Origin of the sequence: Streptomyces sp. NPDC020875 (genome assembly GCF_040641415.1) — a bacterium.
GTDB lineage: Bacteria > Actinomycetota > Actinomycetes > Streptomycetales > Streptomycetaceae > Streptomyces.
Genome location: NZ_JBFADP010000004.1, coordinates 98,408 through 111,142 on the forward strand (window position 1 = coordinate 98,408; position 12,735 = coordinate 111,142).

At 71.5% G+C, this 12,735-nt stretch carries 9 protein-coding genes; 5 read left to right on the forward strand and 4 right to left on the reverse strand.

From position 1 onward, the window contains the following. Window positions 1-4: 4 nt before the first annotated feature. Together AB0G74_RS03720 and AB0G74_RS03725 are read right to left on the reverse strand one after the other, a co-directional pair. Window positions 5-2,329 carry a molybdopterin oxidoreductase family protein gene (locus AB0G74_RS03720; RefSeq protein ID WP_361140195.1) on the reverse strand — a complete coding sequence of 775 codons (2,325 nt, stop codon included), beginning with the start codon at window positions 2,327-2,329 and terminating at the stop codon, window positions 5-7. Beyond that, the gene (locus AB0G74_RS03725; protein WP_361140442.1) at window positions 2,326-3,327 is read right to left on the reverse strand and encodes an MFS transporter; all 1,002 of its coding nucleotides are present in this window, start codon (window positions 3,325-3,327) and stop codon (window positions 2,326-2,328) included. Before AB0G74_RS03725 ends, AB0G74_RS03720 begins: the two co-directional genes overlap by 4 nt. A 627-nt stretch (window positions 3,328-3,954) precedes the next feature. Between AB0G74_RS03725 and AB0G74_RS03730 the strand changes: the two genes are divergently transcribed. The 3 genes from AB0G74_RS03730 (at window position 3,955) to AB0G74_RS03740 (ending at window position 7,806) form a co-directional block, all read left to right on the forward strand. Then, complete coding sequence (locus tag AB0G74_RS03730; RefSeq protein WP_361140444.1) at window positions 3,955-5,136, forward strand: low temperature requirement protein A; 1,182 nt, start codon at window positions 3,955-3,957, stop codon at window positions 5,134-5,136. A 91-nt stretch (window positions 5,137-5,227) separates the two neighbouring features. After that, entirely contained in the window at window positions 5,228-6,388 is a 1,161-nt protein-coding gene (locus AB0G74_RS03735; protein ID WP_361140447.1) for a P1 family peptidase, read from the forward strand. 254 nt (window positions 6,389-6,642) lie between these two features. After that, complete coding sequence (locus tag AB0G74_RS03740) at window positions 6,643-7,806, forward strand: DUF6227 family protein (RefSeq protein WP_361140450.1); 1,164 nt, start codon at window positions 6,643-6,645, stop codon at window positions 7,804-7,806. Between the two features lie 109 nt (window positions 7,807-7,915). Here AB0G74_RS03740 and AB0G74_RS03745 read toward each other — a convergent pair whose 3' ends face one another. Then, the gene (locus tag AB0G74_RS03745; RefSeq protein ID WP_361140453.1) at window positions 7,916-9,595 is read right to left on the reverse strand and encodes an MFS transporter; all 1,680 of its coding nucleotides are present in this window, start codon (window positions 9,593-9,595) and stop codon (window positions 7,916-7,918) included. A 126-nt stretch (window positions 9,596-9,721) separates the two neighbouring features. Here AB0G74_RS03745 and AB0G74_RS03750 point away from each other — a divergent pair, with 126 nt between their 5' ends. Further along, window positions 9,722-10,693: a YafY family protein gene (locus AB0G74_RS03750; protein ID WP_361140198.1), complete on the forward strand. Its 972-nt coding sequence runs from the start codon at window positions 9,722-9,724 to the stop codon at window positions 10,691-10,693. A 219-nt stretch (window positions 10,694-10,912) separates the two neighbouring features. On the opposite strand, the gene AB0G74_RS03755 is transcribed toward AB0G74_RS03750, so the two are convergent. Further along, complete coding sequence (locus AB0G74_RS03755; protein ID WP_361140201.1) at window positions 10,913-11,914, reverse strand: sigma-70 family RNA polymerase sigma factor; 1,002 nt, start codon at window positions 11,912-11,914, stop codon at window positions 10,913-10,915. A gap of 149 nt (window positions 11,915-12,063) precedes the next feature. Between AB0G74_RS03755 and AB0G74_RS03760 the strand changes: the two genes are divergently transcribed. Beyond that, the gene (locus AB0G74_RS03760) at window positions 12,064-12,624 is read left to right on the forward strand and encodes an N-acetyltransferase family protein (protein WP_361140204.1); all 561 of its coding nucleotides are present in this window, start codon (window positions 12,064-12,066) and stop codon (window positions 12,622-12,624) included. Window positions 12,625-12,735 lie beyond the last annotated feature (111 nt).

The window sequence follows — 12,735 nt, forward strand, 5'->3', positions numbered from 1 at the left end:
GAGGTCAGCTCCTCTCCGCGGTGCCCCGGCCCTGCGGGGCGGTGGGCGGCAGGGGATCGGTGCGGGCGGCCCCGGCCTCGCGGGGACGGGGGTCGTGGCCGGGTGCGGCAGGCGGCGCGGGTACCGGTTCGAGGTGCTCGGCCCGTTCGATCCGGCAGGCGCAGACCTTGTACTCCGGGATCTTGGAGCGGGGGTCGAGGGCGTCGATGGTGAGGGTGTTGGCGGCGGTCGGGATCGGCCAGTGGTAGGGCACGAAGACGGTGTCGGGGCGGATGGCCTCGGTGACGAGTGCGGGCAGGACCGTACTGCCGCGCCGGGTGACGACCCGAACCGGATCACCGTTGCGGAAGCCGTGGGCGGGGTGGATCTCGGCCCAGGGCCGGGGGGTCTGCTCAACCAGGGCGCCGAGCCGCCGGGTCTGGTTGCCGGAGAGGAAGTGCGCGACGGTCCGGCCGGTGGTGAGCGAGAGGGGGTAGTCGTCGCTGTACGGGTCGGCGGGCGGGCGCCATTCGACGGGCTGGAGGTGGATCAGCCCGTCGGGGTGGTAGCTCCGGCCGTCCTCGAAGAGCCGGGGTGTGCCGGGATGGTCCGTGGCCGGGCAGGGCCAGGCGATGCCGCCGGTCTCCTCCAGCCGTTCGTAGGTGATGCCGTAGTAGTCGTTGACGGTCCCGGCGGAGGCGATCCGGAGTTCCTCGAAGACGTCGCGGGACCCGGCGTAGGGGAACTTGTCCCCCGCGCCCAGGAGTTCCGCGAGCCGGCAGAGGACCCAGGTGTCGGTCCGTACGCCCGGCGGGGGTTCCTGCGCCTTGTTGTGCTTGACGACCCTGGCCTCCGCGTTGGCCATCACGCCCTCGTCCTCGGCCCAGGTGGTGACGGGGAGGACTACATGGGCGTTGGCGGCGGTCTCGGAGAGGAAGAAGTCGCACTGGACGTGGAAGTCGAGGGTGTCGTATCCGGCGGTGACGGTCCGCAGATCGGGCAGGGACACGAAGGGGTTGTTGCAGACGCCGAGCAGGCCGCGGATCTCCCCGCGCCGCATCTGGTGCACCATCTCCATCATGGAGGTGCCAGCGGGGGGCAGTTCGGCCTCGTCGATGCCCCAGATCTCACAGATCTGCCGCCGGTGTTCCGGGTCGTTGATGGAGCGCCCGCCGGGCAGCAGATCGGACTTCTGGCCGTGTTCCCGGCCGCCCTGGCCGTTGCCCTGGCCGGTGAGGGTGCCGTATCCGGCGCCGGGCCTGCCGATATTGCCGGTGGCGGCGCAGAGGTTGATGACGGCGAGGCAGTTGTCGACGCCCTGGGTGTGGTGCTCGATGCCCCGGGCGTGCCAGGCCATGGCCCGGTCCGCGGTACCGAAGGCCCGGGCCACCTCGACGATCTGGGCGGCCGGTACGCCGCAGATCTCCGCCGCGCGCTCGGGCGGATGGGCGGCCACCGTCTTCCGGACCTCGTCCCAGCCGCTGGTGCGGCCGGCGAGGAAGTCCTCGTCGGTCAGGCCCTCGGCGACGACGACATGGAGGACGGCGTTGAAGAAGGCCGCGTCGGTGCCGGGCCGCAGGGCGACATGGATATCGGCGGTACGGGCGACCGCGGTCTCCCTGGGGTCCACCACGATCAGCCGGGCCCCCCGGTCCCGGGCTCCCCAGACGTACTGGGTCAGTACGGGGAAGCATTCGCCGATGTTGGATCCGGCGATCAGCAGGCAGTCGGTCCGGAGGATGTCGGAGAACGGGTTGCCCGCCCGGTCGATGCCGAAGGCGAGCTTGTTGGCGCCCGCGGCGGACACCATGCACAGTCTGCCGTTGTAGTCGACGTGCCGGGTCTTCAGAGCGACCCGGGCGAACTTGCCGACCAGATAGGTCTTCTCGGTGAACAGGCTCGCCCCGCCGAGCATGCCGAAGGCGTCGGCACCGTACCGGCTCTGGACCCGGCGGATCCCGGCCGCGGTGACCGACAGGGCCTCGTCCCAGGAGACTTCCCGGAAGGGTTCGTCGCGGGAGGCGCGGACCAGTGGGGCGGTGAGCCGGTCGGGGTGGTTGACCTGCTGGTAGGCGTTGATGCCCTTGGGGCAGAGCCGCATCCGGTTGATGTCGTGGTTGCGGGGTTCGACGCCGAAGACCCGGCCCGTGCGGTCGACCCGCAGATACATGCCGCACTGCACCCCGCAGAAGCAGCAGTGGGTGGGGACGAGGGTCTCGCCCGCCCGGCCGATCCGCCAGTTCCCGGCGGATACGCCTCCGGCGTCGCGGAAGGCGGTGGTGCCGGGCGGGGCGACGGCCGGGTCGAGCGGGATGTCGCCGGGTGCGGGCGGATACGGAGCGGCCGTCAATGGAAACCCTTCTTCACATCGGTGAGATACGCGCTGCCCCGCAGGACCCGTTTACAGCGGGGGCAGTACTCGGGCCACTCCCCGAAGTCGAGTTCCAGATCCCGCAGGCTGCCCCGGACGGTCTCCATGGTGGGCGCGGTGTCGACGGGCTCCCCGCAGCGGCGGCAGGCCAGGACCTGCGAGTCCTGCCGGGCCGTGTACTTGACCAGCTGCATGCCCACGGCGGCGGGCCGCTGGACGATATGGAAGAACTTCCCGAACGGGATGTACACCAGCGTCAGCACCACCACGGCCATATGCAGCACGGCCAGGAACTCGTATCCGCCGCCGTCGAGGAAGAGCGAAGAGAAGGTGAGGAGGAGACCGGTCACGGCGATCACGAGAAGGGCGATCAGCGGTACGAGGTCGTAGCCGAACCGCTGGCCGGCGACGGCGCCCCGCTCGCGGGACCTGCGCCAGAGGAAGTAGGAGGCGCCCCCGATGACCAGGACCGCGGCCAGGTCGAGGCCGTGGAACATGATCCAGCCGATGGCGTTCAAGGCGTCGAAGCCGAGGACCTTGAAGCCCCAGATCCGCATCTCGTAGCCGGGTCCGGAACCGGTGGCGGAGGTGAAGGTGAACCAGCCCCAGGTGAGCGGGAAGGTGATCAGGGCGGCCAGCACACAGCCCCAGAAGACCAGCTGGTGGGCGATCCAGCGGGACCGGGAGCGGGCGCCGAGGAACTTCTGGAAACCGAGATAGGTGGCGATCATCCGGGGCACGGCGGTGGGCGCCCGGCGGAAGTTGGCGACCGAGAAGAAGCTCCGCCACCCCTGGCGGAAGAGCCGGCGGGCACCCGGGGAGGAGATCCAGACGGTGTAGCGGTACGCCACGCCGAAGGCGAGGAAGACGGTGGCGACGGCATAGGGCAGGAGGGCCGAGTCGAAGTCGCGCAGCATCCGGCTGCCCAGCACGATCGCCAGGACGAGCAGCCCGGAGACGACAGCCCCGGCGGCCACGGCCCGCCCGACGACATGCCCGGTACCGCCGGACCCGGGACCGGGTCCCTGGCCGGGTCCCTGATCGGGTCCCTGACCGGGGGCATGCGGCGGTTCGGCGGCCCCGGGTCCGGCTCCCGTCCCGGCTCCGGGGCCGGGCGGGACGGGCGGCTGCTGCGCGGAGGGCGGGGAGGCGGGGGAGGGCGGGGAGGGGGAGGGGGGAGGGGCCCCCGGGAGGGCGGGTTCGTCGGGCGGCGGGGGCGGGGCGGTCACGCGGCCCACCGTAGGCAGGGTGGGCGGGATGCGCCTTTTGTGCGGCGGACACGTCAGGCGGTGGGGTGATGGCTTAGCCCAGTCGGCCCGTGGCACCGGTAGGGAAGGGGCCGGGTGCGGGAAGGCCGTCGTATGACCACCACTCCCCACGGCGCCGGGGACGCGGACGAACCCCCGGACCGCCCCGGAGGCGATCCCGCCGAAGGCTCCGGCGACGGCCGCGCCGGTGAGGCCGCCGACCGGTCCACCGCCGCCGGAACCGGAGCCGAAGCCGGAGCTGGGACCGCAGGGACCGCCCGTATCGGAGGCGGCGGGGACGAAGGCCGCGGGGGTGGCGGGGCCGTGGTGCGGCACGGGGCCGCGCCATTGCGGCGGATGGTGCCGCGCCGGACGGACGAGGGGCATCGCGCGGCGACCCCGCTGGAGCTCTTCTTCGACCTCTGCTTCGTGGTCGCCGTCGCCCAGGCCGGGGTCCAGTTGGTCCACGCCCTCGCCGAGGGCGAGCCGGGGCGGGGTCTGATCGGCTACGCCTTCGTCTTCTTCGGGGTGTGGTGGGCGTGGATGAACTTCACCTGGTTCGCCTCCGCCTACGACTGCGACGACGTGCCGTACCGGGTGGCGACACTGGTACAGATCGCCGGGGTGCTGGTGTACGCGGCCGGGGTGCCCCGGGCGTTCGAGGAGAACGACTGGCGGATCGCCGTCGGCGGGTATCTGATCATGCGGCTGGCGCAGACCGGCCAGTGGCTGCGGGCCGCCACCGCGGACACGGGCGCGGGACGGCGTACGGCTCTGCTGTACGCCGCCGGGATCTCGCTCTGCCAGCTGGCGTGGGTGGCTCTGCTGTTCGCGCCCGACGGGTCGAAGCGGTGGCTGTTCCCGGTGGTGATCGTGTCGGAGCTGGCGGTGCCGCCGCTCGCCGAGCTGAGGCACCGTACGTCCTGGCATCCGCGGCACATCGCGGAGCGGTACGGCCTCTTCACCCTGATCGTGCTGGGCGAGACGATGGCGGCGAGTACGGTCGCGGTCCAGTCGGCGCTGGACGAGCACAAGGCGGTCGCGGAGTTGCTGCCGCTGGCCGCCGGGGGCTTGCTGATCATTTTCTCGGCGTGGTGGATCTACTTCGCGGTGCCGGAGCACGAGCGGCTGACGTCGAACCGGCGAGCGCTGCCGTGGGGTTACGGCCATGTGCTGGTCTTCGGTTCGGCGGCGGCGATCGGCGCGGGGATGGAGGTGGCCGTGGAGCACGCGGTCGGCCAGGCCCATATCTCGGCCGGGGCCGCCGCGGCGGCGGTGACCGTACCGACGGCGGTATTCCTGCTGACGGTGTGGTTTCTGCACTCCCGGCACTTCAAGCGGGGCTGGGCACAGCAATCGACGCTGCCGCTGGCGGCGGTGGCGGTCGTCGGCTGTACGTTCGCCGGTGACCGGGCGGTCCCGTTGGCCGGTGTGGTGACGGCGGCGGCGGTCGCGGTGGGTGTGGTGCTGGCGGAGCGGGAGTTCCGCCGGGCGTGGCAGTCGGTGGACGGCGGTCCTCGTGGTACCCAGGACGCATGAGTGACGCGATGGAACGGTGTGAGGGCGGCCGGTACGGGGATCGGGGCGCGGGGTCGGTCCCGCCGGGCGCGTACGGGGTGGTGACGGGGTGGTGACTGCGGGCCGGAACGACGCGCTGACGGATGTGACGGGGTTGCGGGTGGGGCATGCGCGGCTGCCGGGTGCGGGGGCGCTGAGCGGGACGACGGTGGTGCTGGCGCCCGAGGGGGGCGCGGTGGCGGCGGTGGATGTGCGCGGGGGCGGTCCGGGTACGCGGGAGACGGACGCGCTCGATCCGCGGAATCTGGTGCAGCGGGTGGACGCGGTGGTGCTGACGGGCGGGAGCGCGTTCGGGCTGGACGCGGCGGGTGGCGTGATGGCGTGGCTGGAGGAGCGGGGGCGGGGAGTTCCGGTGCTGCCGGGGCGGGTGGTGCCGGTGGTTCCGGCGGCGTGTGTGTTCGATCTTGGGCGTGGTGGGGAGTGGGGGGCGCGGCCGGACGCGGCGACGGGCCGGGCCGCGGTGGAGGACGCGGCGGCTTCGGTCGTCGGCGGGCCGGTGGCGGTGGGGAATGTGGGGGCGGGTGTGGGAGCGGTGACGGGTGCGCTCAAGGGGGGTGTGGGGACGGCGAGTACGGTTCTGCCGGGCGCCGGGGCGGATGGTGCTGATGTGACGGTGGCGGCGCTGGTGGTCGCGAACGCGGCGGGTGACGTGCTCGATCCCCGGACGGGGGTGTTGTACGGGCAGTACGTACACGGCACGGGACCGGCGGGGCCCGGCGTAGGGCCGGATTCGCCTACGACCGCGAACACCGGCACGGACTCGGGCACGGACACCGGTACCGGCTCGGGCACTGATACCAGTACCGGTTCGGACTGGATCCGGTTTCCCGATCCCGCGGTGCACGCGGCGGCGCTGCGCAGGCTCGCGGAGGTACGGGCGGCGAGCGGCCCGCCGCCGTTGAACACGACGCTCGCGGTGGTGGCGACGGACGCGGATCTGGTCAGGGCCCAGGCGCAGAAGCTGGCGGGGACGGCGCATGACGGGATCGCGCGCGCCGTACGGCCGGTACATCTGCTCCATGACGGCGATACGGTCTTCGCGCTCGCCACGGGGGCGGTGCCGCTGCCCCCGTCGGATCCCCTGGCGCTCAACGCCGTCCTGGCGGCCGGGGCGGATGTGGTGTCGCGGGCCATTGTGAACGCCGTGCTGGCGGCGGAGCCGGTCGCGGGCGCGGGCGGGGTTTTCCCGTCGTACCGGGAGCTGTATCAGTAACCGGAGGGGTGTTCCCGGTGTCCGCCGGGGACACCGCCGACGTCCGCCTCCCCGGACCGGGGGGACATCAACTGACATGACAGATATGCCCTGTTGACAGAGAGCGGGAACTCTACAAAGAGTTCCTACGTTTTCGGTAACGCCGGACCCGATGTCGGAACCAGGGGCTACTTTTAGCAATCAACGTGTTACTTGTGGCGACGGCCAGGAGACCCACTTTGAACGATCCGTACGAGACAACCGAGGCGCATCTGGTGCGACTCCTGGGTCGGGCGCTCAACTCCTTCGATCTGCCCGACACCACGGTCGACAGATTGGGCTCGGCGCTGGCTCACGCGAGTTCGCTCCACTCCTCGCACCACAGCGCGCGACTCGACCGCGCCACGTACCGCCATGCGTATCTGCTGGCCGACGGCTCGTCCGTCGTGCTCTGGGAGCTGGTGCACAACTCGGGTCCCGGCGGTGCCGAGCAGCACGAGGTGTACGCGGACGAGTCCGAGGTCAGACTGGCGGCGTCCCGGCTGCCCGCGGGTTTCCCCGGCTTCGCCGACAGCGGTCCGGGCCCGGGGCCCGGTCCGGGTTCCGGCGGCCGTCGCGGCGGGCGTTCGGCCGACGGTTCCCCGGGCCTCGACGGCTCCCGGCGCTCCGGCGGCGGGCCGGTCGGACCGAACGGCCCGTTCCCGGACCCGGCCTGGGACGGCGAACCCGGTGACGGCGGTATCCGTAGCGGTGCCCGTACCGGCGGTACCGGTACCGGCGGTACGGGGCGAGACGCCGAGGCCACGGAGGACACGTACGAAGGTTCGGGGCTCTCCGACGGCTCCGACCCCGCGGACCGGGGTGCGCTCGGCCCGGCGGGTCTCGGCGGCTCCCACGGCCGGACGGGGTCTGCGGGATTCGACGGACCCTGGGATTCCAGCAGGTCCGGCGGCGGCTTCGACGGGTCCGGCGGCTTTGACGGGTACGAGGGGTTTCAGGGGTTCGGCGGCGGATCGGCCACCGACTTCGGGTCGGACATCGACCTCCTCGCCGGGCTGCTGTCCGCGCCGCCCGCCCCGCTCCCCCGGATGTACGTCCCGGACAACTCCGCCGACCATGCCCGCCGGGTGCTGCGGCGCGCGGAGAACGCGGACCGTCCCGGCCCGAAGACGGCCGAGTTGCTGCGCGGCGCCTTCGCGCACCACATCACCCAGGTCTTCGGCCGCCAGTGCCGAGTCGGTTTCCGGGACGCCGGGTTCACCCTCTACGAGCACGCGTTTCTGCTGCTCGACGGTGCCGAGGTGTCCCTGTGGGAGGTGGAGCACACCGCGACTCCGGACGGCCGCCATATGTGTGAGGTGTACGCGACGGAGAGCGGCGCGCGCGAGGCGATGGAGTCGCGGGGCAGAGGACGTTCGGCGCCCCGGGCCGGGCTCTGAGCCTTCGGACCGGGGCGCCGGGGCGGACCTGAATCAGCGGACCGGCGGGACCAGCAGGAACCAGCGGAACGAGCAGGATCCGGCGGGAACGGCCCGTGGTTCGGGGCGGTCAGCGCGTCAGGGCGGCTTCCTTGATGCTTCCGTCCACCGCGTCCCCGGCCACCCGGTCGCCGTCCGGCTGTGCTTCGGCCCGGGACCCCTCCGCCGGGGTCGTGGTTCCGTCCGGATCATTCGGATCATCCGAATCGGGCGTACCGCCTTCGAGGTGCTGGGCGGGGCGGGCGGGCAGGGCGAACATCAGCAGGAAGATCACGGCGAGGACCGCGACGATCCACCACAGGGAACTCCGGAAGGCGTCGGAGAAGGCCGTTCCGGCGGTCGCCGGGGTGAGCCGCCGCTCGTCGATCGATCCGAAGAAGACGACGGCGACCAGTCCGAGGCCGAGCGCCGTACCCATCTGCTGCACGGTGCTGATCAGCCCGGACGCGGAGCCGGCGTGCTCACGCGGTACGCCGGAGAGGATGGCGTCCGTCAGCGGGGCGACGATCAGCCCCATCCCCAGCCCCATCACGGCCAGCGGTGCCGTCATCTGCCAGGCGGTGATCGTGGTGCCGTAGCGGTCGGCTTCCCAGATGTAGATCAGGATTCCGGCGATCATCAGCAGGGCACCCGTCTGGAGGACCTTGCGGCCGAACCTCGGGACGAGCTTCTGTACCGACAGCCCGGCGGCGACGGAGACCGCGATCGAGAACGGTACGCCGGTCAGTCCGGCCCGCAGCGGGCTCCAGCCCAGCCCGTTCTGCATATAGATCGTCCAGACCAGGAAGAAGACCCCGAGGGCGAGGCCGAAGACGAGCTGGACGGAGATCCCGGCGGCGAAGGACTTGATCCGGAAGAGGGAGAGTTCGATCAGCGGGGAGCCGTCCTTGCGGGCCTTGTACCGCTCGTACGCCACCAGGGCGACGAACATCGGCACACTGCCCGCCATGACGACGAAGCCCCAGGTGGGCCAGTCGAGTTCATGGCCCCGGGTCAGCGGATAGACCAGCATCAGCATGGCGGCGGTGACGAGGACGACACCGACGAAGTCGAGCCGGAGCGCCTGGGGGGCGCGGGACTCGGTGAGATAGATCCGGCCCAGGATCAGCCCGGCGATCCCGACGGGCAGATTGATCAGGAAGATCGGCCGCCATTCGAGGCCGAAGAGGTTCCACTGGGTCAGCAGGGCGCCGATCAGGGGCCCGGAGACCGCGCCCAGTCCGATGACGGCGCCGAAGAGCCCGAACACCTTGCCGCGTTCATGGGCCGGGAAGGTGGTGTGGACGATCGACAGGACCTGGGGAACCATCAGGGCCGCGGTGGCGCCCTGGGCCAGCCGGGCCGCGATCAGCATCTCAGGACCGGCGGCGAATCCGCAGAGCGCGGAGGCGACGGTGAAGCCGCCGATGCCGATGAGGAAGACGCGTTTGCGGCCGTAGATGTCGCCGAGCCTGCCACCCGTGATCAGACCGGCGGCGAAGGCCAGGGCGTATCCGGCGGTGATCCACTGGATGGCACCGAAGGAGGCGTCGATGGTCCGTTCGATGCTGGGGATGGCGATATTGACGATGGTGACGTCGACCAGGTCCATGAAGGCTGCGGTCATGATCACGGCGAGGGCGATCCAGCGGCGCCGGTCGTTCTCCCCGACTCCGGCCTCGGCTCCGGCCCGGGCTCCGGATCCGGCCTCGGCTCCGTCGGCTATCGTCTCGGCCTCGGCCTCCGCCGCCACCATCGTCGCCGTCGCCATCGCCTTCACCGAAGCGCTGTCAGGGGCTTCCGGACCACTGATCCGGTCTTGCTGTGAGGTCATGGGCAGGACAGTAGAAGTCCATTAGGACAAAAGAAGTCCTAGTGCGGCCTCATCCTGGGAGGCATGACGGACACTCCTGTACGCCTGTTGAATCTGCTGTCCCTGCTCCAGACGCCGCGCGAGTGGCCGGGCAGCGAATTGGCCGACCGGCTCGCCGTGAGCACCCGGACGATCCGCCGGGACATCGACCGATTGCGGGATCTGGGCTACCCCGTGGAGGCGACCCGGGGCGCGGTGGGCGGCTACCGGCTGGTGGCCGGGGCCGCGATGCCTCCGCTGATGCTGGACGACGAGGAGGCGGTGGCGATCGCGGTGGGCCTGCGGGCCGGGGCGGGGCATGCCATCGAGGGCGTCGAGGAGGCGTCCGTACGGGCACTGGCCAAGCTGGAGCAAGTCCTGCCCGGGCGGCTGCGCTATCGGGTCGCGACCCTTCAGGACGCCACGATCCCGCTGGTCAAGGGCGACGGCGCGACTGTCTCACCGGGGACGCTGACGACGATAGCGAGTGCGGCGAGCGGACGGGAGCGGCTGCGGTTCGGCTATCGCGCCGGGGACGCCACGGAGTCGCGGCGGCTGGTGGAGCCGTACCGCCTGGTCTCCACGGGATGGCGCTGGTATCTCGTCGCGTACGACCTCGGCCGGGAGGACTGGCGCACCTTCCGGGTGGACCGGGTGTCGGAGGCGTTCGCGACGGGTGCCAGGTTCACGCCCCGGGAGCTGCCGACGGGCGACGGGGCGGAGCTGTTGCGGGCGACGATGTCGGGTCCGCCGCGGGGGGACTACGCGTTCGATGTGTCCTTCGCGGCGCCCGCGGCGTTCGTGGCGGCCCGGCTGCCGGGGCATCTGGGGGCTCCGGTGGCCACCGGCGACGAGAGCTGCCGACTGCGGAACCGCGCGTCGGACTCCGTGGAGTGGCTGGCCCTGCGGCTGGCGCTGGTCGACTGCGAGTTCACCGTGCACGGACCGCCCGAGCTGGTGGGGTACGTCCGCGATCTGGGCGCCCGGCTGACCCGGGCCGCCCCCGGCGACGTCTGACGGAGGGCGAAGGCGGGGCGGGGCGCGGGGGCAGGGAAGGACCCCGAGACCGGGGGGAGGGCCTCGGGGTCCGCTTATGGGGGGCCGCTACGGCCCCGATATCGGCACGGCGCTCCGGCTGCCCCGGATGGCGCCCCACCCGTCCCGCAGCCTCCGAAGAGGCACCCGGCGGCCGGGCCGTCGCCCGACCAGCGTCGCCGGGTCAGGCCGTCAGCCGGGTCAGGCCGCCGCGTCGAATCCGGTGTCCCGCGCCATTCGCTTCAGCTCCAGCAGTGCGTGCTTCTCGATCTGGCGGATGCGCTCACGGGTCAGCCCGTGCTCCTTGCCGACCTCGGTCAGGGTGCGCTCACGGCCGTCCACGATCCCGTACCGCATCCGGATGATGGAGGCGGTCCGCTGGTCGAGCTGGCCGATCAGATCGTCGAGACCCTCACTGCGCAGCAGCGTCAGCACCGACTGCTCCGGCGATATCGCGGAGGTGTCCTCCAGGAGGTCGCCGAACTGGGTCTCCCCGGAGTCGTCGACGGACATATTGAGACTGACGGGGTCACGGGCCCAGTCGAGGACGTCGGTGACCCGCTCGGGGGTGGAGCCCAGCTCCTCCGCGATCTCGGCGGCCTCCGGCTCGCGCCCCTTCTCCCGGTTGAACTCCCGCTGCACCCGGCGGATACGGCCCAGCTCCTCCACGAGGTGGACGGGGAGGCGGATGGTCCGCGACTGGTCGGCGATGGAGCGGGTGATGGCCTGGCGGATCCACCAGGTGGCGTAGGTGGAGAACTTGAAGCCCTTGGCGTAGTCGAACTTCTCGACCGCGCGCACCAGGCCCGCGTTCCCCTCCTGGATCAGGTCGAGCAGGGGCAGCCCACTGCGCGGGTAGCGCCGGGCGACGGCCACGACGAGCCGCAGGTTGGAGCGGATGAAGACATCCTTGGCCCGCTCGCCGTCGGCGGCCAGGGCCTCCAGCTCCTCGCGGGTCGCTCCCCCGGCGTCGCTCTCGACCTCTTTGTCGAGGATCTGCCGGGCGTAGACACCCGCCTCGATCGTCTGGGACAGCTCGACCTCACGAGCGGCGTCCAGCAGCGGTGTACGCGCGATCTCGTCGAGGTACATGCCGACCAGGTCGCGGTCGGCGATCTCCCCGCCGGAGACGCGAGCGCTGCTTGCCCGGCCGGTGGTCCCCTTGGTCTCGGACTGGCGACGGGCGACGGCACGGGTGGCCATGCGAGCTCCCTTGCTGAGTAGTGTCGCGACACCCTTTCGGGTGCCCTGCATCCGATGGAATCAACGATTGCAATCCGGACAGAATTCCCGTGCCGCGCGACATTTTTTATGATCTTGCAGTACCCTGTCCCGCCACACGAGGAGGTCGTATGGTCCGGTCGCGTCGCGAGCCGACAGAAGTGCAGGTCAAGCCGGGTACGGAGGCCGATCTCGAAGAGCTGACGGCGCTGTACAACCACTACATCGTGGAGACGCCCATCACCTTCGACACCCGACCCTTCACCTCCGGGGAACGTCTGCCGTGGTTGCGTTCCCACCCTGAAGACGGCCCCCACCGCCTTCTGGTTGCCCGGGGCCCCGATCAGGGCCTGCTCGGCTATGTCACCAGCGGCCCGCTCCGGCCCAAGGCCGCGTACTCGACCTCGGTGGAGGTCAGCGTCTACTGCGCGCCCGACGCGGGCGGCAAGGGCGTCGGCACGGCACTGTACGAGGCCCTGTTCAAGGCGCTGGAGGGCGAGGACGTCCACCGGGCCTACGCGGGGATCACCCAGCCCAATGACGCGTCGGTACGGCTCCACACCCGGTTCGGCTTCCGCCCCCTGGGGACGTATCACGAGGTGGGCCGGAAGTTCGGCCGCTACTGGGACATCACCTGGTACGAGAAGCGTCTGGGCGGGGCCGACCCGGAGGCCGACGCTCCCGGGACGTAGGGACGCGTGCGGGGGCGTAGCGACCCGGCACGGCCCGAGGGCTTAGGACCGAAGGCGGTACGGCGCTGGGCCCACAGTCCGTTACACCCCGCGACGGACCGTGCCTAGGGT

What these genes read in the sequence shown, in the direction of transcription:
- AB0G74_RS03755 (WP_361140201.1), bottom strand. Translation starts at nt 11,914, where the DNA reads ATGGCCACCCGTGCCGTCGCCCGTCGCCAGTCCGAGACCAAGGGGACC.
- AB0G74_RS03760 (WP_361140204.1), top strand. Translation starts at nt 12,064, where the DNA reads ATGGTCCGGTCGCGTCGCGAGCCGACAGAAGTGCAGGTCAAGCCGGGT.
- AB0G74_RS03745 (WP_361140453.1), bottom strand. Translation starts at nt 9,595, where the DNA reads ATGGCGACGGCGACGATGGTGGCGGCGGAGGCCGAGGCCGAGACGATA.
- AB0G74_RS03750 (WP_361140198.1), top strand. Translation starts at nt 9,722, where the DNA reads ATGACGGACACTCCTGTACGCCTGTTGAATCTGCTGTCCCTGCTCCAG.
- AB0G74_RS03730 (WP_361140444.1), top strand. Translation starts at nt 3,955, where the DNA reads ATGGTGCCGCGCCGGACGGACGAGGGGCATCGCGCGGCGACCCCGCTG.